Here is a 19922-nt window from a genome sequence, read left to right as displayed (position 1 = left end):
CCCTGCTCAGGTTACGGCTCAGATCCTGTTGCCCTTTGTCATCCAGGGCGAGGCGCATGGCCATACAGGCCATACAGGCCATACAGGCCATACAGACCCAGCTAGGGCCTTGGCGACGGGCAGTGGGCCCGGCCACTGGTCAGACATGAAGTCCCCTTACGGAGTGAAGCCGCGGAACAACAGCTTCCGCGGCACAGCACGCACCGTTGCCGGAGCGTCCCCCGGGATCGCTACTTCACCGAGTCCCACGCGCCGGGGTTGAAGCTGCGGAGGAGAGCGATCAGCGCTGCCCCGAGCCGCCAGTCCACACCAGGTGCGTGCACGTGCAGCTTGTCGCCCTTGGACCTGAACTCAAGCGGGACCTGCCCGTTCGCGCGCCACCGGATGCGACGGGGTGCACGTGCGAAGCCACCCTCGTTGCCAGCGACGCTGTCGAAGACGCTGATCACCAAGACCACCGTCATCAGTGGGAGCAAGAGCCACCACATCCACCACCACACGATCCTCCCCTTGAAGCCGACTGCTTCGAAGGCGCCGGGCTGGTGCACGGTCCACCGGGTGCGCAGGCTCCAGCCGCGGAGCGCCTTCTCGCGCTTGAGCGTGCCGATGACCTCGCCGCGTGCGCCGAGCACCTGAAATCTCGCGACTCCGCCGCGGGCCGACAGTGTCACCAAGGTGGCCACCCGCTCCCGGCGCTGGTCATCGGACCACAGGGCGAAGGAACGGGCCCCGCCACCGCGGGCCGCAAGGTAAGCGGACGTGCCTCCCGGCGGCAGTTCGCGCTCCACGTACACGGCCGATGGCGCCGCCCCCGACGTGTCGGAGAAGCTGACCATGTTCGCCACCTTCGGCTGACCGTGGCGGTCGACGTGTCTCGGCCCCCCGTACATGGTCAGTACGTTGCTGCTCATCCGACGTGCTCCAAGTGGTAGTCGCGTGCCCGGGCGGGCTCAGTCTGGCTCACTCGCCACCCAGCGGATAGCCCCTGCCTGCGGGAGGGCCGGCTGCCCGGTGGAGTGGAGTGGGTTTAGTCACGCGGGCGTCGAGCCCAGAGGCTCCTCGGTGCCCATCGGCACATCAACTTCTCGTCTCCCATCACAAGTTCGAAAGTCCAGACACGACTGTGACGCCGGACCGCCGCGCATCCCGGTCCACGCCCACCTCTGGTCGGGGAGTCGATGGTGTCAGTCGCCTGTGGTGAGATGGCCAAGCTATGCAGGTCGCCTGGGAGGTCATTCCATGTCTGGTTATCCGTCGCTCACTCGTGCTCTGGCAGAGGCCCTGGTAGATGTCCTGTGGTTCATTGAGGGGTGCGAGGACGAGCAGATGGACCCGGATGACGCGGTGAAGGTTCTCGAGGGCGTCGCCACTGTGGTGTCTCAGCTGTCGAGTGACCAGCGAAGCGAGTTCATGGACTTGCTCGGGTCGATGGCTGCGGAAGAGACCGACCCATCGCGTCGCGAGCTCTTGGAGGGCTTCCCTGAGGGGTTCGGACTCGTTGAGGGTGACTGCTGACCTGGGGCCGTGCCTGGAGCAACACCTGCTTGGGGCGGAGTTCACATTCTGCGCGGCACGAAGCATGCCCCGGCGCAGTGAAGGCGGGCGCCGGGAGCCACATGCTGTGCGACGACCACAGCCTTCCCCTCTGAACTCACCGGCGGCGCTCGCCCCGTTGGCATCGTACGGAGCCTTGTTGGCGAACCGTTGGCGGGCCGGGTGACGATGGCTGTGTGGTCGGTGAGCGTGTCACCCCCCTGGGGTGGAGCCCGCGCCGAGCAACCGCCGATCCACCGAGCCGAACACCTGGTCCGGTGGAGTCACGGGCGTAAGAACTGCATCGGCACGAACCGATGCCAACGAGGGGAAAGCATGAAGCTGAATCTGCGCCGCACACGGCCTGTGCCGCTCTCATCCGCGAGCAAGAAGGCCGTATCGGCCGCGCTGGTCGGCGCAACCATCGTCGGCGCGACGGTGCTTACCGCCGCTCCGGCCTCAGCGCTGAGCTGGAAGTGCAAGACGAGTTCCACGACGATCGACGACGCGGGGTACTCCGGCCCCTGGGGCGACAACTGGGACTTCACGGTCAAGAACTGCGTGGCCCGATCCGGCGGTTACGTCTACGCCAAGGCCACGGTGAGCTGGGACGCTCCGCCGTGGTACTCCGGAACCGACCTGTCGGAAACCTTCGACAGCGCCCACTTCCGGTTGTACATCACCCACCCCGACGCGGGCACGGACACCATCCTGGGCACGAAGACCTTCTACATCCAGGACAACCTGGCGGGCATGAACGGCAGCGGCAACGGTTCGTGGAGCACTTCCACGGCGAAGAAGTACGTGGGCAGCAAGAGTGCGTACGCCGATGGCGCACTGAAGCTCAACTGGGACGAGGACGGCAAGGGGGTACGCCACTACGACTTCAGCGGCACCCGCTCGGTCTGACGAGGGTGTTGCTGTCGCGGGTGTTGCTGACGCGGGCGCACAGCCAACGCTGAACGCCTCGCGCCGTTCCGGCCGCCTAGTCCGCGGCCGGGACGGGCCGGCGCGCGGGCACCGGCGCCGCTGATCGACGTCGACCTCGGCTGTGACCGACCGCCGCCGATCCCGCCGGCCATTGACCGCCCGAAGCGCTCAGCTTCACACTCCAGCCGAGCACGTGAACTACTCACCGTCTCGTTGAACCGGCTCCGTCTGCCGGCCGTCGGGAGATCCCGAGGCCGCGCAACCGTCTTCCGCTCGGCCTGAGTCACCCTTGTCGGCGCGCCAGAACCTCAGGCATGTAGGCGCCAACCTGAGCATATGTGCCGCTCTGGAGGTCTCGCCCACTGCTGGCATAGCTTTGGCCACCACCCCGCCATCTCACAGCCGTAGTAGCTCAGCGATCGGTATCCGAGCTGACCGGGTGGCTCTTCGACGGGTACCCGCGGTCTGGGACAGGTGGTATGTGAGCCGAGGAGTGGAGGAGGCATCAGATGCCCTCCACCGGTAGGCCGCCGATCAGATCCTGCTCTTACCGCAGGATGACAGTGGGCGTGGTGAGCCTGTAGTCCTGTACGGCGTCTGCGTCGTCATTCCGCGTGCCCAAGCAAGCGGCAGGCGGTAGTCGTCAAGTACCGCCCTCACGGCACCGGGTCATCTGCAGGCGTCCGGGAAATGCCGCAAGTTGCTCTCAGTGAACGCTTCGGATGCCGAGCGCCGTTGCACAGAAGAAAGCACTACGGGAGCTTCGCACCTCGGTCGGACTCGGCATCGAGCCGGGCCCCTTCGAGGATGGCGTCGAGCAGGCCCGGATAGCGGGCGTCGAGGTCCTCGCGCCGCAGGGAAAGCAGGTTCTCCCTGCCTGAGGGCCGCTGCCAGATGGCGCCACTGTCGCGCAGGACTCGCCAGTGGTGGGTCATAGTCGACTTCGATACGCCGTCCAGAATGCTGCCGCAGTTGTGTTCCCCTCCGTCGTTCAAGACGCGGACGACGGCCAACCGCATGGGGTGCCCAAGTGCGGAGAGGACGGCCTCAATCCGGATCTGATCGCGATCGGGGTGACGGGAAGTCATTGTCCAACTGTACCGCGACAGTCGCCCTATCTGACCTCTGGTCAAAAGCGGTCGCCCCAAGTGGCAGGTCCGCGAGGGGAGTTCCCACGACTTTGCCACAGACGCGGTGGCAGGGAGAGACCCTGTTGCACAACTAGCCGACTGTACGTAAAGATACGAACAGTCGTACTGAACGGGCTGCCCGCCCATGACACAAGAGGGGCTGACTTCCCATGTCCACTTCACCCACGCTGGCGACAGTCGCACATGTCTCGGGGCCGCAACGTCCGGGCTGGAGCCTGGCGCTACTGGCCCTGGCGCAGCTGATCTTCTCCCTCGACCTCAACATTGTCTTTGTCGCGTTACCCGACATCGGCGCGGACCTCGGGTTCCCGGGCCAGACCCAACAATTGGTGGTCAGCGCCTACGTCGTCCTGGCGGGCGGCTTCCTGCTGCTGGGCGGGCGCGCAGCAGACCTCTTCGGCCGTCGCCGGGTCTTCATCCTCGCCCTGACCATCTACGCCGTCTCATCCCTAGCCGGCGGATTGGCGGAGAGCCCGGCCGTCATCATCGCCGCGCGCGCCGTTCAGGGCATCGGCGGGGCGCTGCTGCTGCCCTCGACGCTCTCTCTGATCAACACGCTGTTCGAGGAAGGCCCCAAGCGCAACAAGGCGCTCGCCGTCTGGGGTGGTGCCGGAGCCAGCGGCTTGACCATCGGCGCACTACTCGGCGGCATCCTCACCGAGAGCTTCGGCTGGCCGGCCGTCTTCTACGTGAACGTGCCGCTCGCCGGCGCCGTAGCCCTGGCCGCACTCGCCGTCATCCCGCGCGATGCGCAGCGCACCGAGAAGCGCAAGTTTGACCTGCCCGGCGCACTGACCGCCACCGGCGGTTCCACCCTCCTGGTCTTCGCTCTGGTCGAAGGCCCGGAGATGGGATGGTCCTCGGCGACGGTAATCGTCGCTTTCGCTGCCGCCGTGGTTCTCCTCGTCGCCTTTGCGGGCATCGAGGCGCGCAGCAAGGACCCGCTCATGCCCTTCCGCCTCTTTCGGAATCGCAACCTGAGCGTCGGCATGACCGTGACCTTCCTCTACATGGCCACCTTCGGCACGCTGCCCTACTTCCTGACAGTCTTGATGCAGAACGTGCACGGCTACAGCGCCCTGCAGACCGGGCTGGCGTTCCTCGTCCCGTCTGTGGCGATCGCCACGGGTACCCAAGTCGGTGAGCGTCTGACCACCCGCCTCGGCACCCGCACCACCCTGATCGCGGGCTTCATCATCGGCGCCGTCGGCACCGCCATCCTTGCTCTCGGCTTCGACGCCGAGGCCAGCTACCTCACGGCACTGCCGGGCCTGATCCTCTCCGGAGTTGGCCAGGGCATCGTCTGGACCGGCATGTGGATCGCTGCCTCTACCGGCGTCGCCCCCAACGAGCAGGGCATCGCCAACGGCATGGCATCCACCACCCTCAACATTGGCAACGCCATCGGGCTGGCCATCCTGACTGTCATCGCCGACGTCGGCACCGGGGGCAAGGCAGGCGATGCCCTTAGGGAGGCCACCGCAGACGGAGAGTTCATCGTCGTCCTGCTCACCGCGGCAGGCATGCTCCTGGGCCTCCTCATCACACTGGGCCTGCCACGCAAGACCTGCACCCCCACCCGGACCTCCGCAGAGGACCCCGTCCTCACGGCGCGGTAAGCAGGCACCCGGTGCGGTTCACTCGGGAATGCGCAGGCCGGGGACGGCGGAATTGCTGCCCGTCGAGCTACCAGCTGACCCTCACCCGCCGCCCCTGGGCCAGAACTCGTGGTGACCGCACCTCATGCGAAATCGCGCTCACACCACGGGCCGGCCGGCATCAGGGCGTCGAGCACAGTCAGCAACTGCGGCGGCTCAACCGGGTCTGGCAGTGAGGCCAGATCCGACCACGCGACCCAAGCGTGCGTGTCCAGGTTGGCCTGCTCGTCAGGGAGCAGGCCAGTTCGCGTCAGGGACGGCTGGTCGTCCGCAAATCGAGCGACGAAGAAGTGTTCCGTCCCGACATACCGCTGCCGTTCCACTGCACATCACGGTCGACGAGCACAGACCGGTCAAGGACAGGTGCCGGGTCGAGGCCAGTCTCTTCGACCAGTTCACGCCGTGCCGCCATCAGTGGTGTCTCGCCAGGCTCTATGCCGCCACCAGGCGGCTCCCAGAGCCATGCCCCGCTGAACGGATCGCGCCAGTGCAGAAGTAGCAGGCGGTAGGCAGCATCCAGGCAGATGACCCGGGCTGCGGGCCGGCTCGTTGTTTCCACCGTCCTGACGCTATGCGGTACCTGGAATGTTGATCAAGACCTTGCCGAAAGGCCCAGAATTCCAACCCAACACCGGCGAGGACGCCCAGAGTTCGAAGATGTTGCCCATCCTCACCCGCCCGTCCAACACGGAGAGGGCGCCGCCCGCCCGGCCATCAGGTCAGGATCGTGCCGCTGCCGCAGCGACCATCCAGTTCCTGAACTCGACGGTGTAGTGCCGCAGGTGGTGATCCAGGACGTCCTTCGGGCAGGACGTGGGGAAGTAGACCGTCAGATTTGCGGTGAAGCCCTCGGCGGTGTCGCCGAACTGGATCAGTGCCCGCCCGACGACGGTGCCGTCCTCCAGGAAGAGATTGGAGGACATCTTGCGCGGAAATTCCGACTCCGGGAGGAGCTCTTCCGCGTTCTCGGCCCAGGCCATCGCGGAAGTGCCCCAGCCACCCATGTAGAAGGAACAGACGTGGGGGCCGATGTTCTCCACTACGCGCGCCCCGATGTCGTCGTGGCCCATCACGTAGTGCTCGGGGTGCGCCGCGAGCAGCGGGTGCGGGTCGTCGCTTGCGAAGGCGCCATTCATCCAGGTCAGGAATTCGGCGGAGGTCAGGCCGTGGGCCTGGAGCACCGTCGTACCCGCGTTGAACTTTCCGTCGGAGGTGCGTGCGCACTCCCGCAGAAAAGCGTTGCCTTCCTCGATGTCCGCGGCCAGCAGATCGAGCAGGCCCTGGCTGCCCAGTCGCGTCCTGAAGCGGTCCAGGGCACGGCGGGCGTAGAACAGCTCGAAGTCATCGATGCTACCGGGGCCGGCGGGCCCCGCTTCGAGCGTCACAGTGACAGCTGCGGGCGTCTGCATGTCAGGCATGGTCGAACCTCCTCTATGATGCGAATGTGAATTCACATTCGCATCACGAGCGTATGTAGAGAGGGCCGCCTCTTGTCAAGAGCCTCGGCCGAGACGGCCGTAGATACGATGCGGGACATGAGCAGTGAGCACGCCCCTCGGGCGCCCTACCGCCAGCCCCAGCAGGCGCGCAGCGCTGCAACACTGGCTCGCGTGCTGCAGGCAGCCGAGGCGGTCGCGTCCGCGGTCGGCCTCGATGAAATGACGATCTCCGGCGTCGCGGAACGTGCCGGCGTTTCGGTGGGCACGATCTACCGGCGCTTCGAGGACAAAGAGCAGCTGATCAACGCGCTGACCGAGCGCATGCTGGACCGCCGCGAAGAGTACGTGGCCGAGCAGCTGAGTCAGGCTGCGCCTTCACTGTCCGGCGTCATGGACGCCTACGCACACGCCCTGCTGCAGTCCTTCGCCGACAGCACCAGCCTCTTTCCCGCGCTGCTGCGCGCGCGAGGGGCCCACCCCACGGACCGCGGGGCCCGCGCCATCACCGCGATCCACCGGCTCCTGCTCGAAGCAGCGGCTCCCTACGCGGGCGAGATCCGCCGCTCCGACCCGCAGGGAGCGTTGGACACCGCTGCCCGCGCTGTCCTCGGCGCCTGTTTCCACAACTCCGTACGGCCCGACCCGGCAACTGGCGAGGCGGCGCAACGCCGTTACGCGAACGAACTCAGCGACATGGCGATCGCCTATCTTCTGACGCCCGACAAGCGGGGCACCTCCCGCACCTGAACCGCCCCGCGACCGCCGCGGGTCTGGCACACTCGCCGTCGGCTCATCACAGCCAGCGGCGCCACCTGAGGACGCACCTCACGCGGTGACGTGGAAACCCAAGCTGTCGTAGCGCACATCGCCGTCCCGCGCGAGGAACTTGGCGGCCTTCAAGGGGCGAACATCTTCTGCCGTCCCTTCTCAGAGGTATTTCGGAGATACCACTGGACCTGGTGGCTCACTTGTTTCGCCCCCGCACTATGGCGAAGACAACGATAGCGACGCCGATCACGAGTACGGCTATCGTCACCGGCGGATTATCAGTGATGGCCGCGCTGATTGAGATCATTCGCCCTTCCCTCCCTCACATCACTTCACCCCTGCCGGCACCTATGCCCCAGTACGAGAAGTTGACGCCGCAGCTCTTCGTCTATCTGGCCTGCCGCGCTCAACTTCGGGGCGACTCTGCGTGTCCGGGGTCTGTCCGGGCTGGCTTCTATGAGCCTTGCTCCCAGCTGGTTCGGGTGAGTTCGTACTCGACTTCTCCGTGCTCGGAGCCTTCGATCGCCTCCGGCCAGTCGCCCGAGAAGGTGCGGAGGTAGGACAGGCCCGCCTTTTCCATCACGCGTCGGGATCCCGCGTTGACCGTCATGGTGTTCGCGGTCACCCGCTCTACCTCGAGGTCCGTGAATCCCTTGCGGATCAGGGCCTGTGCCCCCTCCGTGGCATAACCGCTGCCCCAGGCAGCCTTGTTCAGCCGGTAACCGAGCTCCACCGCAGCGGGGCTGTGATCATCCAGGGGGCGAAATTCGAACCAGCCCAAGAAGGCTCCGGTGTCCTTCTCCTGCGCGGCCCAGTAGCCGCGCGTCCCGAAACACGGGTAGTCGTGGAGGAGCCTGGGCAACGTCCGGGCTTGGATCACCTCGCGGCTCGTGGGTCGGCCACCGTTGATGAAGCGCATGACTTCCGGGTCGTTGTCCAGTGCGAGCAGATGGTCGACGTCGGCCTCGGTGAACGCCCGCAGCACGAGGCGATCGGTCTCCAGAAAGATGTCCATGCCGCGATCCTCACCACGGGAGGCGGCGCCCGCCACCGGATATTGGTGACAGGCCGACGCCCTGATAGTCACTCATGCGTTGCGAGCCGACTCCGTGACGTTCCGTTAGGTGTCCGCGCATGGAGCGGGATCCGGCGCGGGCTCGGGTGACGAGGTGGAGTGCGTTCGCCGCCCGGCGCCTTGTCCCTCCGGACCGCCCGTCCGATCCAGTCGAGCGAACGGGTCTGCACACGGCAGTTCCCCGGTGCCCGGGCCCTGACAGCACGCGGCCGAAGCAGCCGCGGTAACAGAATTCGCCGGAATACTTCTCCTGGTTCATGCGGGGCTGGTGGGCTGACCGCGCTCAACTCACCGATCACAGGAGGCGCGCGTGAATCTCGTCGTCAACGGCGACGCGGAGAGCGGGGCCGGCGGCACCGCCGACCCCGTATCGAAGGTCCACGGCTGGAAAGTCACTCAGGGAGCCCCGGCGCTCATCGCCTACAGTCTCGGCGGCGGTTACCCGACCGCGTCGGACCCCGGCCCGGCCCGCCGCGGCAGCCGCTTCTACTCGGGCGGCAACAGCCCGCGCACCGTCTTGGTGCAGGACATCGACCTGCCCAGGAGCGGCCCCACCGGACGCCGCGCCGTCGACGGGGGCAAGGTCCGCTACACGCTGGCCGGCTGGCTCGGCGGTTTCGCCGGACAGGAGGACGGCGCGCGCCTGTCCGTGGAGTTCCGCGATGCCAAGGGCACGCCTGTCGCCCTCAGTGTCCTTGGACCTGTCGGCGCAGTCGACCGGCAGGGCAAAACCGGGCTCCTTGAACGCACGGCCGAAGCCGCCGTGCCGCCCACAGCCCGCTCGGCGCGGGTCCTGCTCGTCTTCACGCGCAGCGGCAGCGGCACCTCCAACGACGGTTACGCGGACGCCCTTTCCCTCACCCTCACCGCCACCGGAGACCGCCGATGACCGTCAACCGCCGTGACCTGCTCAAGTCCGCCGCGGCCGTCGGCGCGCTCAACCTGGCCTGGCCGCTCGCCCCTGGCCTCACCCCTGCCCAGGCCCGCGAGGCCGCCGAGAACCTGGGAGCCGAGTACGACCGCGCGCCCTTCACGCTCGGCGTCGCCTCCGGTGATCCGCAGCCGCACTCCGTGGTGCTGTGGACCAGACTCGCGCCCGAACCGCTTGCCGCCGAGCAGAAACTTCCCGAGGTCGTAGAGGTCGAATGGGTCCTCGCCAAGGACGCCCGGCTGCGCCACGTCGTCGCCCGGGGCACGGCCCCCGCCTCGGCGACGCTCGGCCACAGCGTGCACGTCCCGGTGAGCGGCCTGACCCCCGGCCGCCACTACTGGTACGCGTTCAAGGCGCTCGGTACGACATCCCGCGTGGGGCGTACGAAGACAGCGCCGCGCGGCCGCGTCTCCAAGGTCACCTTCGCGGCCGCCAACTGCCAGGCGTTCCACGACGGTTTCTACGCCGCGCATCGTGGGATAGCTCGCGAGAACCTGGACTTCGTCGTCCATCTCGGTGACTACATCTACGAGCACGGCCAAGTCGGTGGCGTACCCGAGGAGCACGTACGCGATCACGACGGCCCGGAGATCCTCACCCTCGCCGACTACCGCAAACGTCACGCTCTCTACAAGGGCGACGCATCACTACGTGAGGCGCACGCCGCCCATCCGTGGTTCTTGACCTGGGATGACCACGAGGTCGTCAACGACTACAGCGGTACCGGGGGCGGCGCCCCGTTCATGCGGCGCCGCGCGGCCGCGTACCAGGCGTGGTTCGAGCACATGCCGCACCGTGACTCCTTCGGCGGTTCGGCGCTGCCCGACCCCGAGATCCACCGGGTGCGGCGCTGGGGCGATCTGCTGGAGCTGGCCGTCCTCGACCTGCGCTCGTACCGCTCGGCGCAGAACCTGCCGGACGGCACCATCCTGGGCGCCGAGCAGAAGACGTGGCTGAAGAAGACCGTGGACCGCGCCCCCGACGCCTGGCACGTATGGGCCAACTCGATCATGCTGAGCCAGCTGAGGGGTCGCCCTGGCGGCTCGTACATGTTCACCGACCAGTGGGACGGTTTCCTCGCCGAGCGCAAGGAAGTCCTGGGGCACGTGCATCAGAGTGGTCTTGAGGACCTGGTCGTCATCACCGGTGACTGGCACTCCGCGTTCGTCGACGACATCCGCACCGACTTCGACGAGCCACAATCCCCGCTGATCGGCACGGAGTTCACCGCCCACTCGGTGACCTCAGGCGCGTACTCGGCCGACTGGAACGCCACCAACGGGCCGTTGATGGGCCAGGCCAATCCGCATCTGAAGTACTTCGAGGGCAATCGGTACGGCTACGACGTGTACGAGGTGACGCCGCAGCGGTTCAGCGCACACATGCGCGTCGTCGACGACCGCCGCGACCCGCGTTCTCCCGTCAGCACGCTGACGACATTCCACGTGGACCGGGGCAGGAGCGGGTCCTACGAGGACGATGCCACCAAGGACTCGCCCGCTCAGTACCGACGGGACTGACCCACCACCTGCCGGTGCTCCGGACCCAACAGTCCCGGGCACCGGCGGCCCTCATCTCACACGCGGCGGGCGGCACCTTGCCGAGATCGGTTGCCACTCATACGGCCACGACGATCTTGCCCCGGGGATGGCCCGTCTCCAGGTGCTTGATCGCGGCGACGGTTTCGGCGAGGGGGTAGGTGCGGTCGATGGCCGGTGCGATGGTGCCGGCCTCAGCGAGATTCTTGAGGGTCATCAGGTCCTTGTGGCGTACCCTCGCGACGAGGCTGTGCAGGGTCTGCCCGAGGAACGGTGAGAGCGCGTACCCGCCGAGCTGGCGTCCCATGCCGCCCATCCAGTCACCGCCGCCCTCTCCCCCGGCCATCACCAGAACGCCTGTGGGGGCCAGTGCCCGGCGCAGCAGGGACAGCGGGCGGTTGCCGGCGGCGTCGAGGATGATGTCGAACAGCTGCTTGGCGTCGGTGATTTCCCCGCTGGTGTAGTCGATGACGTCACTGGCGCCCAGGGCTCGCACGAAGTCCGCCCTGCCAGGGCCGCAGACAGCGGTGACGTCGGCCTCGCAGGAGACGGCGAGCTGGATGGCATAGGTCCCGACGCCTCCGGAGGCGCCGATGACAAGGACCTTCTGCCCTGGCTTCGGGCGCGCCTTGCCACTGAGGGCCTGGTAGGCGGTGACGCCTGAGACGGGGAGAGCCGCGGCTTGTTCGAAGGTGAAGTTGGCGGGCTTGGGTGCGAGTTTGTCGGCCTTGGCGCAGGCGTACTGGGCCAAGGAGCCGTCGCCGACTCCGTAGACCTCCTGCCCCGGCTCGAAACGCGTCACCTTCGCACCGACCGACTCGACGGCTCCGGCGAGGTCCCAGCCGCGAACCGGATTCTTGGGCCTGCGCAGCCCCAAGGCCAGGCGGGCGATGTAGGGCTTGCCTGTCATCAGGTGCAGGATGCTCGGGTCCACCCCAGCGGCACGCACCTGGACCAGCACTTCGTCGTCACGGGGAACGGGCCGGTCGATGGCGCGTAGTTCCAGGCCGTCGGCTGTGCCGTAGGAGTCCTGTGCAATGGCCTTCATGGGGGGCCCTCCTGGTGGGGATACTGCTGCCCCCGAGCATCGCGCCGGTTCAACCTACTGACCAGCCTCCGAGCCCCCCATTTGTCCCCCATAAGTCACCACTGACGGCTCACATACGAGCACCGGCCGCCGGCATCCCCTCCATCGGCCGGAACGGCGCGCGCCGCGACGCGCCGCCTGAAACAGCGGCGCGCCGCCCCGCGTCACCGCAGTCCCATCACCCTCAAGACCCCATTACTTCGCCGTACTTGATGGCCCCGTTGGGCAGCGCGAAGCCGAACGGGGTCAGTGACTTGCCCACCGGGTACGTCTCCTCGGTGCTGCTCGGCGCGAACCAGACGCCGCCCGACCTGGGCTCGCCGGCGTTCTCCCCGGGTGCGCTGACCGCGGTGTCCCACAGTCCGTCGCGGTTGTAGTCGCCGACGGCCACCCGGGCGCCGAAGCGGTCGCCCGCCTCGGCCGTGCCGGGCATGTTCGGGGTGCTCTGGCTGCGGGCCAGACCGCCCTGGGGGCCGTGCTCCGTGCCGTTCAAGGTGACGTATCCGCCCGCGTCCTTCACGGCGCCCACGTCCTCGCCGGGCACGCCGACCACCAGCTCCGGACGGCTGTCGCCGTTCAGGTCGCCGGCCGACAGTGCGGCGCCGAAGTCGTCGCCCTCCTCCGCGGAGCCGCCGACGTCCGGGGTGGACTGCGTGACGCACTCGTTCTCGGTGCCGAAGTCTGCGCTCTTCGAACCCTTGAGCAGGAGCACCGCGCCGCCGATGCGGTCCTCGCAGTGGGTGGTCTCCGTCTCGGGGTTGGGCTGTACGAGGCCGACCGCCAGGTCGTCCGTGCCGTCCCGGTCGAAGTCGGCGGCGGCGAGCGCACTGCCGCGGTCGCCGTCGGCCCACCACTGGGCGGGCTCGGCCTGGTCGTCCCAGCGTGTGATGAAGGTGCCGGAGCCCTCCATGGCCTTCCAGGTGGTGGCCAGGTCGTCCCGGCCGTCACCGTCGAAGTCGCCGGTGGCCAGGTCGTGGGTGCGGCCGCCCATGCTGTAACTGCGCAGGGTGGTCGTGGTCACCGGGTCGGCGGTGAGCGGGCCCGGCCTGTACCGGAGCGAACCGTGCTCCTCGCCGTTCTCGCCGTACGCGAGGTCGGTGTCGCCGTCACCGTCGTAGTCGCCCGTCGCGATGGTGTCGCCGATGCTGCTGAACTCGCCCGCGCCTCTGGCCACGGTGGTGCCCTTGACGTTCCCCTCCGAGCCGTCCAGGACGGTGATGGTGCCCTCGTCCCTGAGCTGCTCCGAGGTGAGCGACTCGCCGCTGGCCCCGACGACGAGCTCGAAGACGCCGTCGCCGTTCACGTCGACGGGTGCCACGGAGGAGCCGAAACGGTCGCCTGCCTCGGGTGTGCCGGGGATGCCGGCCTCGGCCTGACTGATGACGCCGGTGGACTGGCTCGGGCTCTGCGGGCCGCCGTAAATCACGCTGACGTAACCGGCCTTGGCCTTGCCGTCCACCGTGGCGTTGGGCATGCCGACGGCGATGTCCGTGTATCCGTCGCCGTTGAAGTCGAACCGCGGAGTTGTCGCAGCCGCGGCGCTTCCGGCGAGCGGCAGGGTCAGACCGGTGGCGGTGAGTGCCGCTACGACAGCGGTGGCGGCCAGGGTTCGTACACGCACGGTGGAACTCCGTTGGTCAGGGAAACGCGAGGAAAGGGCTTTCGGGAATGTGACTCACGAGGCGTACGAAGGGTTGTGCGAAGGTTGCCGCACGGTGAACACGGCTAGCGGGAGCGCGAGTTCCCCCGCTAGGTCCGCCGGGAGGAAGCTCTGCGCAGAAACCACGGGACAGACACCACGGGCTGTGCAACGCCAAGCTTCACTCACCGGGCACCTCACCATCCGCGGCATCCGTCCTATGGTGGACCGATGACCGCACGCCATATCGACCGCCCTGCCGATCTCGACGTCGTCCGTGAGTCCTATGACCAAGTGGCCGACAACTACGCCCATTTGCTGGCCACGACGGGCATGGGCGACATCCGCCGTCATCCCTGGCTCAAGGCATCGATCGACGCCTTCGCCGACACCGTCGGCGACCTCGGGCCCGTCCTGGACGTCGGCTGCGGACCCGGCACGGTGACCGGCTACCTCGCCGAGCGCGGACTCGACGTGTCCGGGGTGGACCTCTCACCCCGCATGGTCAAAAACGCGCGCCGTCTGCACCCGCGGTGCCGCTTCAGTGTCGCCTCCGCCACCGAGCTCGACCTCGATGAAGCGTCCCTCGGCGGGGTGCTCGGGTGGTGGTCACTGTTCAATCTCCCCCGCGATGTCCTGCCGCAGGTCCTGAACCTGTTCGCGCGCGCCCTGAAGCCGGGCGGCCACTTCATCACCGCCACCCACGTCGGCGACCAGGACAAGGTGCGCACCGAGGCGTACGGAGGAGTGCCCGTTCGTTGGACCACACATCAGTGGCGGCCCGAACAGCTCATCGACCTGATCGAGCAGGCCGGCCTTCGCCCCGTGGCCGAACTCCGCCTCCCCGCGAACGAGCAGGCCGGGCCGGGCGTGGTCGTCATGGCCGAGCGCCCTGCCTAGGGACCGCTGAGGTACAGCGGGCGCGCTGTCAGTCCGGTACGAGGCCGCCGGTGAGGTTGAGTTCGGTGGCGGTCATCGTGCGGGCCCAGTCGGAGGCGGCGAAGACCGCGGCGTTGGCCACGTCGTCGTAGCTGGGGCGCTCGGTCAGGAGCGCCCCCTCATCGGCACGGTTCTCCCCGCCGGGCGCGGGAGAACCACGGTGAGAGCAGCCAGGCGACGCGGATGCCTAGCGGACCGAGTTCCGCCGCGAGTTGCCGGCAGACGCCGGTGAGGGCGGACCACGCGATGTGCGATCATGTGACGGGCCGCTGCGGTGGCCGTGGTGATCGTGGTCGTCACCGCCTTCGTGACCGGGCGGATCACATCAGCGACGGCCATGTCTGCCAGCGGGCTGCCCTGCACGTCGTCGTTGGCCGTGGCGTTGAAACAGATGTCGATGCCGTTGCCCGCAGCCGCCGCGTCGGCATGGCGGTCTGCGGCCTCTCGGTCCACCGCGTCCAACTGTGCGACGTGAGCGACCCCGCCATCGCCTCGGATACGCCGTGCTACGTCGTCGAGGGGAGGCACGGTTCGTCCAGCGAGGTGTACGGCAGCGCCTTCACGAGCGAAGGCGCGAGCAACAGCCGCCCCCACCGCTCCGGAACCGCCATGGACGATCGCTGTCTTGTTGGCGAGCAGCACGGGTCCCCCTCTGTACGAGAACTGACGGACTGACAACTGTGCGGTTCAGAAGCGGGGCATCTGCAGACCCCACCTGGATGTCGGGCACGGGGCTGAGAATAGTGGCCAGTCCTTCGCGGACGCGGGACGGACCTACTTCCGTCCTCGGACACCGTGCAGGACAGTGACCACCTCTGCCGAATCAGTGGTGCAGACGTACACAGGATCGGCGTGCCAGGTGGATGTCTTGGTTATCGTCGAGGAACAGTCAAGATTCTGCCTGCCGAGGGATTCCTGCGATGACGCTGATGCCAGAGGAACTCGCGGCCCTGTTCGCCGAGTTGATGGAGCTGGCAGCGACGGACCCACTCGACACGCAAAGGGTGCTGCGCACGTGCACACGCAGCGGTCGGCGCATCTACGGCTCCCACGGAGCACTCGTACGCTATCGACCGTGCGATGGGTCGGCCGGGCAGACGGACGGGACCAGCACCGCCCTGCAGGACCTCGCGGCCGATGCCCTGGCCTGGAACGAGGGGCCCGGTCACGACGCGCAGGCCGCGGGCCGCCCACTGGTCGACGTGGATGTGACCGGACCGGGCGCACAGGCGCTCTGGCCACGCTGGGCGCCGCGTGCCACTGCGCTGCACTACGGCCGGGTGACGGCACTGCCCCTGGCCGGTCACGGCAGCCCGGTCGGCGCACTCGTGCTGCTCGGCGCGCCGGACAGCGCTCCGGCGGACGAACAGTTGCTGGCCTGCGTCCATTCTCTGGCGAGCATCACCGCGCACGCGCTGTCGCTGCAGCAGAAGACCTTGGAGAGCCGCGCCGAGGCAGCCCAGCTGCAGGGCGCGTTGACCAGCCGGGTCCTGATCGAGCAGGCCAAGGGCGCCCTTGCCGCGCGGCACGGTCTCACTACGGAGGAAGCTTTTCGGCTCTTGCGGCAGTACGCCCGCTCTCATCGACGCAAGGCCGCCGAGGTCGCCCGCGACGTCATCGACGGGCGCATCGACCTGTCCGGCCAGGCCGACGCGGAATGGAGCGAGTAGCACCCACACGGAGTATCACGGGCAGACCCACCCGCGATGGGTACCCGATCTTGTATGGGTGACATTCTCGTGGGCACGTGCTCGTGGACCGACCCGGCCTTGGTGCGCAGCGGCTGGTTTCCGTCGGGGCAGCGAGATGCCGAGGGACGGCTGCGTTACTACGCCGGCCGGTTTCCGGTCGTCGAGGCCGACGCGTCGTACTACGCCCTGCCACAAGAGCGCGTCAGCCGTCTGTGGGCGGAGCGGACGCCGGACGGTTTCACATTTGACGTCAAGGCGTTCTCGTTGCTGACCGGGCATCCCACCCGGGAGTCGGTGATGCCCAACGGGCTGCCGGCCGACACCAAGGACCCGGGCGTGCTCGACGAGGTGTGGTCGCTGTTCGCCGCGGGAGTCGAACCGTTGCGGAAGGCCGGGCGGCTCGGGAGCGTGCTGTTCCAGTTTCCGCCGTGGTTGCGACCCGGGGACCGGGCCGAGCGGATCCTGGCGCAGACGGCGCGACGTACGGCCAACTGGCCTGTGTCCGTGGAGTTCCGGCACCCCGACTGGTGGCGCTCCGATCGGGCCGCCGCGTCCACGCGCGCACTGCTCGCGGAGTACGGCATGGCCACCGTGGCCGTGGACATGGCCCAGGGGTTGCCTTCTTCGCTGCCGCCTGTCACACCTGTCAGCACCTCCCGGCTGTCCGTCGTGCGATTCCACGGACGCAGCACGTCGTGGGGCCGGGGGAGCAAGGAGGACCGCTTCCGGTACACGTACTCCGAAGACGAACTCACCGCGTGGCTGCCCCGGTTGCGCGAGCTGGCCGGGCGAGTGGAGCGGGTGCACGTGCTGTTCAACAACTGCTGCGGCCGCGCCTCGGTCGGAGCCGCCGAGCAGATGGACCGTCTGCTGCACGCAGACCGGTCGCGTACGTGACCGGTCGCGTACGTGACCTGTCGCGTACGTGACCGGTGGCAGGCCGGCTCGAAGGACGCACCTCACCGGCACGGTCGGCACCGCCATTGGGCCGACAAATGACGGTCGCCCACGTCCCGTTGACGTGCGCCGTGCCACCCGCCAGGCTCGGAACGCACGTGCGCACCCCCCGCCCCTCCCCCACCCCTCATGGAGTGCCCCGATGCCCAGACGCACCGCACGACTTGTTCTCTCACTTGTCATGCTCATTGCCGCCACCCTGGGCGGTGTCATCGCCACCGCCGGAACCGCTCAGGCCGACAGCTGCTACACATGGTCGCGCACCTTGTCCCAAGGGGCCTCGGGCGCCGATGTGACGCAGTTGCAGATTCGGGTGGCGGGTCACGCCGGCAACGGCGGCGTGCTCTCCATCGACGGCGCCTACGGACCGGCGACGACTGCCGCCGTCAAGCGGTTCCAGTCGGCCTACGGACTGGCTGCCGACGGCGTCGCCGGTCCGGCGACCTTCAGCAAGATCTACGCCCTCCAGGACAACGACTGCACACCGATCCACTTCACCTACGCCGAGCTCAACACCTGCAACTCCACCTGGGCGGGCGGCGCGGTGAGCGCGAGCACCGCGAAGTCCAACGCGTTGCGCACCATGTGGAAACTTGAAGCGTTGCGGCACGCACTGGGCGACCAGCCCATCCGCGTGACCAGCGGCTTCCGCTCACACGCCTGCAACGACGCGGTCGGCGGAGCGGCCGGCAGCCGCCATCTGTACGGCGACGCGGCCGACCTCGGCTCCGGCCCGCACTCACTGTGCCGACTCGCCCAGCAGGCCCGCAACCACGGCTTCAACGGAATCCTCGGCCCCGGCTACCCGGGTCACAGCGACCACACCCACCTCGATCACCGCCCCAGCCGCTTCTGGTCCGCGTCGAGCTGCGGCATCTGAAACACGCCGGCGGGCGCTCCCGGCCTACTCCCCGGTCAGGGAGCGCCTTCCGGCCGACTTCGTCGGCGCCGTGACCTGCAAAGCGGCCGTTTCGACGACGGTCCGAACGAAAGCGCGCAGCCTCGGGGTGTTCGCTGCGGCCGGCCAAAGGAGGCCGTACTCGACCGGCGGCGCATCGCTGAAGGGCACGTAGACGATGTCCGGGCGTGAGTAGTAGTGCGCCGCGCGTGCGCTGGTGGGGGAAACGCCTTTGCCCGCGCCGACCATGGTGAGCACCTCCTGCCAAGCGGTGGTCGACGGGCCACGGGGGATGGGCCGTCCCTGCGGTGTGCGGTGGGGGTAGTGGAGGTCGAGGAAGTACTGGGGCTGGCCGGTGATCGTGATCAGAGGGGCCTCCGCGAGATCCTCCAGAGACACCGTCTCCCGCTCGGCGAAGGGGTGGTCAGCGGGGACGATCAACGCGCGAGGCTCAGTGAAGAGGACTGGACCGTTCACGATGTCGGGCTCGTCGATCGGCAGCTCGATGAGCTGAAGATCGCGGCTGCCGTCGCGCATCGGGCCGAGCGGTTCGAGCAGGGGGGACTCGTAGATGTGAATCCGGCAGTCGGGGTGGCGGGCGCGGAAGGTGTCCGCGGCCGCCACGATGAGATTGCCGCACCATGCGGTCGCATAGCCGATGTGGAGCTCCCCGTTGATCCCCCGTCCGGCAGCGCTCGCGGCGGCCAGCGCCTCCTGGATGTGCTGATAGCCGACGGCGAGACCGTCCCTGAGCTGCGCGCCGATGGGTGTCAGTTGGACATTGCGACTGGTGCGTTTGAACAGTTCGGCGCCGATGACGCGTTCCTGCTTCTTGATTGCCTGGCTGACGCGGGCCGGAGTGACATGCAGTCGGTCAGCCGTGCGGCCGAAATGCAGTTCCTCCGCCAGGGCCAGGAAGATCTCTATCTCCCGCAGCTCCACGCTCCCGCCCCCGCATCATGAACCGCTGTGTTAAGTGACGTTGCAGGATACGACGTTGATCCGCCTTCCCGCGTTGTCGATGCTTGTCCGTGACGACAGACGGCGGCGAAGAAGGAGCTCAGCGCATGAACATCGTTGCGTCGGTCGTGCGACTCACCAGCCGCGACGCCGTGGTGAACCACTTCGTGCAGTGGTGGGTGTCACCGGTCGGCGTCTGACCGCCCCTCAACTTCCGCGCGCGTAGCACCCGCTGCCGGTGCGGCGAGCACGTGCTCAGCAGCTGCACCTGCGAGCACCTTCCTGGCTCACCTCAGCCACGACGTACTCGAACCTTTTTCGTACCTACAGCCTTCAAAACGGGAGGGCCTCATGTCGTATGTCATTTCCACGCAAACCTTCGTGTCCCGACAGGGAGGTGGGCACCTGACTGCCATCTCCGCCACCGGTCTGCACAAGTCCTACGGCGACAAGACCGTGCTCGACGGCATCGATCTCACCGTCCCGGCAGGTTCCGTCTTCGCGCTGCTCGGGCCGAACGGCGCGGGCAAGACCACCGCCGTGAAGATCCTCTCCACCCTCATCACGGCCGACGGCGGGGACCTGCACGTCGGCGGCCACGACCTGGCAGCCGACCCCCAGGCCGTGCGTGCGGCGATCGGTGTCACCGGCCAGTTCTCCGCCGTGGACGGCCTGATCACCGGCGAGGAGAACATGCTCCTCATGGCCGATCTGCACCACCTGCCCAA

General features: G+C 67.9%; 20 protein-coding genes. 11 read left to right on the top strand and 9 right to left on the bottom strand.

Annotation, left to right across the window (positions count from 1 at the left end; translation table 11 throughout):
* Nucleotides 1-230: 230 nt before the first annotated feature.
* Nucleotides 231-911 carry a hypothetical protein gene (locus ACIBCK_RS34590; RefSeq protein ID WP_399396730.1) on the bottom strand — a complete coding sequence of 227 codons (681 nt, stop codon included), beginning with the start codon at nt 909-911 and terminating at the stop codon, nt 231-233.
* A 328-nt stretch (nt 912-1239) separates the two neighbouring features.
* On the opposite strand from ACIBCK_RS34590, the gene ACIBCK_RS34585 reads away from it, so the two are divergent.
* Nucleotides 1240-1515, top strand: coding sequence for a hypothetical protein (locus tag ACIBCK_RS34585; protein WP_399396729.1), 276 nt, complete (start codon nt 1240-1242; stop codon nt 1513-1515).
* A 354-nt stretch (nt 1516-1869) separates the two neighbouring features.
* Nucleotides 1870-2442 carry a hypothetical protein gene (locus ACIBCK_RS34580; protein WP_399396728.1) on the top strand — a complete coding sequence of 191 codons (573 nt, stop codon included), beginning with the start codon at nt 1870-1872 and terminating at the stop codon, nt 2440-2442.
* 773 nt (nt 2443-3215) lie between these two features.
* Here the strand turns inward: ACIBCK_RS34580 and ACIBCK_RS34575 are convergent.
* Nucleotides 3216-3551, bottom strand: coding sequence for an ArsR/SmtB family transcription factor (locus ACIBCK_RS34575; protein ID WP_399396726.1), 336 nt, complete (start codon nt 3549-3551; stop codon nt 3216-3218).
* Between the two features lie 212 nt (nt 3552-3763).
* Here ACIBCK_RS34575 and ACIBCK_RS34570 point away from each other — a divergent pair, with 212 nt between their 5' ends.
* Nucleotides 3764-5233: an MFS transporter gene (locus ACIBCK_RS34570; RefSeq protein WP_399396725.1), complete on the top strand. Its 1470-nt coding sequence runs from the start codon at nt 3764-3766 to the stop codon at nt 5231-5233.
* Between the two features lie 289 nt (nt 5234-5522).
* Here the strand turns inward: ACIBCK_RS34570 and ACIBCK_RS34565 are convergent, their stop codons facing one another.
* Nucleotides 5523-5831, bottom strand: a complete 309-nt coding sequence (locus ACIBCK_RS34565) for an NUDIX domain-containing protein (protein ID WP_399396724.1) — start codon at nt 5829-5831, stop codon at nt 5523-5525.
* Between the two features lie 160 nt (nt 5832-5991).
* Nucleotides 5992-6690: a hypothetical protein gene (locus tag ACIBCK_RS34560; RefSeq protein WP_399396722.1), complete on the bottom strand. Its 699-nt coding sequence runs from the start codon at nt 6688-6690 to the stop codon at nt 5992-5994.
* A gap of 117 nt (nt 6691-6807) precedes the next feature.
* Here ACIBCK_RS34560 and ACIBCK_RS34555 point away from each other — a divergent pair, with 117 nt between their 5' ends.
* Entirely contained in the window at nt 6808-7458 is a 651-nt protein-coding gene (locus tag ACIBCK_RS34555) for a TetR/AcrR family transcriptional regulator (protein WP_399396720.1), read from the top strand.
* 475 nt (nt 7459-7933) lie between these two features.
* On the opposite strand, the gene ACIBCK_RS34550 is transcribed toward ACIBCK_RS34555, so the two are convergent.
* Nucleotides 7934-8530, bottom strand: a complete 597-nt coding sequence (locus ACIBCK_RS34550; protein ID WP_399396718.1) for a GNAT family N-acetyltransferase — start codon at nt 8528-8530, stop codon at nt 7934-7936.
* A 334-nt stretch (nt 8531-8864) separates the two neighbouring features.
* Between ACIBCK_RS34550 and ACIBCK_RS34545 the strand changes: the two genes are divergently transcribed.
* Together ACIBCK_RS34545 and ACIBCK_RS34540 are read left to right on the top strand one after the other, a co-directional pair.
* The gene (locus tag ACIBCK_RS34545) at nt 8865-9443 is read left to right on the top strand and encodes a phosphoesterase (protein WP_399396716.1); all 579 of its coding nucleotides are present in this window, start codon (nt 8865-8867) and stop codon (nt 9441-9443) included.
* The gene (locus ACIBCK_RS34540; RefSeq protein ID WP_399396714.1) at nt 9440-11005 is read left to right on the top strand and encodes an alkaline phosphatase D family protein; all 1566 of its coding nucleotides are present in this window, start codon (nt 9440-9442) and stop codon (nt 11003-11005) included. The genes ACIBCK_RS34545 and ACIBCK_RS34540 overlap by 4 nt, the downstream gene beginning before the upstream one ends.
* Before the next feature lie 97 nt (nt 11006-11102).
* Here ACIBCK_RS34540 and ACIBCK_RS34535 read toward each other — a convergent pair whose 3' ends face one another.
* Both ACIBCK_RS34535 and ACIBCK_RS34530 read right to left on the bottom strand, forming a co-directional pair.
* Entirely contained in the window at nt 11103-12071 is a 969-nt protein-coding gene (locus ACIBCK_RS34535; protein ID WP_399396713.1) for an NAD(P)-dependent alcohol dehydrogenase, read from the bottom strand.
* 223 nt (nt 12072-12294) lie between these two features.
* Nucleotides 12295-13731 (bottom strand): FG-GAP repeat protein, encoded by a 1437-nt coding sequence (locus ACIBCK_RS34530; RefSeq protein WP_399396712.1) that lies wholly within the window; start codon nt 13729-13731, stop codon nt 12295-12297.
* Nucleotides 13732-13980: 249 nt separating this feature from the next.
* On the opposite strand from ACIBCK_RS34530, the gene ACIBCK_RS34525 reads away from it, so the two are divergent.
* Entirely contained in the window at nt 13981-14649 is a 669-nt protein-coding gene (locus ACIBCK_RS34525) for a methyltransferase domain-containing protein (RefSeq protein WP_399396711.1), read from the top strand.
* A gap of 144 nt (nt 14650-14793) precedes the next feature.
* On the opposite strand, the gene ACIBCK_RS34520 is transcribed toward ACIBCK_RS34525, so the two are convergent.
* Nucleotides 14794-15282, bottom strand: coding sequence for an SDR family NAD(P)-dependent oxidoreductase (locus tag ACIBCK_RS34520; RefSeq protein ID WP_399396989.1), 489 nt, complete (start codon nt 15280-15282; stop codon nt 14794-14796).
* A gap of 326 nt (nt 15283-15608) precedes the next feature.
* Here ACIBCK_RS34520 and ACIBCK_RS34515 point away from each other — a divergent pair, with 326 nt between their 5' ends.
* The 3 genes from ACIBCK_RS34515 to ACIBCK_RS34505 all read left to right on the top strand — a co-directional run bounded on the left by ACIBCK_RS34515 (nt 15609) and on the right by ACIBCK_RS34505 (nt 18216).
* Nucleotides 15609-16358: an ANTAR domain-containing protein gene (locus tag ACIBCK_RS34515; protein WP_399396709.1), complete on the top strand. Its 750-nt coding sequence runs from the start codon at nt 15609-15611 to the stop codon at nt 16356-16358.
* Between the two features lie 54 nt (nt 16359-16412).
* The gene (locus ACIBCK_RS34510) at nt 16413-17276 is read left to right on the top strand and encodes a DUF72 domain-containing protein (RefSeq protein WP_399396708.1); all 864 of its coding nucleotides are present in this window, start codon (nt 16413-16415) and stop codon (nt 17274-17276) included.
* A gap of 202 nt (nt 17277-17478) precedes the next feature.
* The gene (locus ACIBCK_RS34505; protein WP_399396706.1) at nt 17479-18216 is read left to right on the top strand and encodes a D-Ala-D-Ala carboxypeptidase family metallohydrolase; all 738 of its coding nucleotides are present in this window, start codon (nt 17479-17481) and stop codon (nt 18214-18216) included.
* Nucleotides 18217-18240: 24 nt separating this feature from the next.
* On the opposite strand, the gene ACIBCK_RS34500 is transcribed toward ACIBCK_RS34505, so the two are convergent.
* On the bottom strand, nt 18241-19176 hold the full coding sequence (locus tag ACIBCK_RS34500; protein ID WP_399396705.1) for a LysR family transcriptional regulator: 936 nt from the start codon (nt 19174-19176) through the stop codon (nt 18241-18243).
* 399 nt (nt 19177-19575) lie between these two features.
* On the opposite strand from ACIBCK_RS34500, the gene ACIBCK_RS34495 reads away from it, so the two are divergent.
* A partial coding sequence (locus ACIBCK_RS34495; protein WP_399396703.1) for an ATP-binding cassette domain-containing protein occupies nt 19576-19922 on the top strand: 347 nt, incomplete at its 3' end.

This window comes from Streptomyces sp. NPDC051218 (genome assembly GCF_044455475.1).
Taxonomy (GTDB): domain Bacteria; phylum Actinomycetota; class Actinomycetes; order Streptomycetales; family Streptomycetaceae; genus Streptomyces.
Note: the sequence above shows the minus strand (reverse complement) of the source record. Positions and strands in the feature narration are given on the sequence as shown.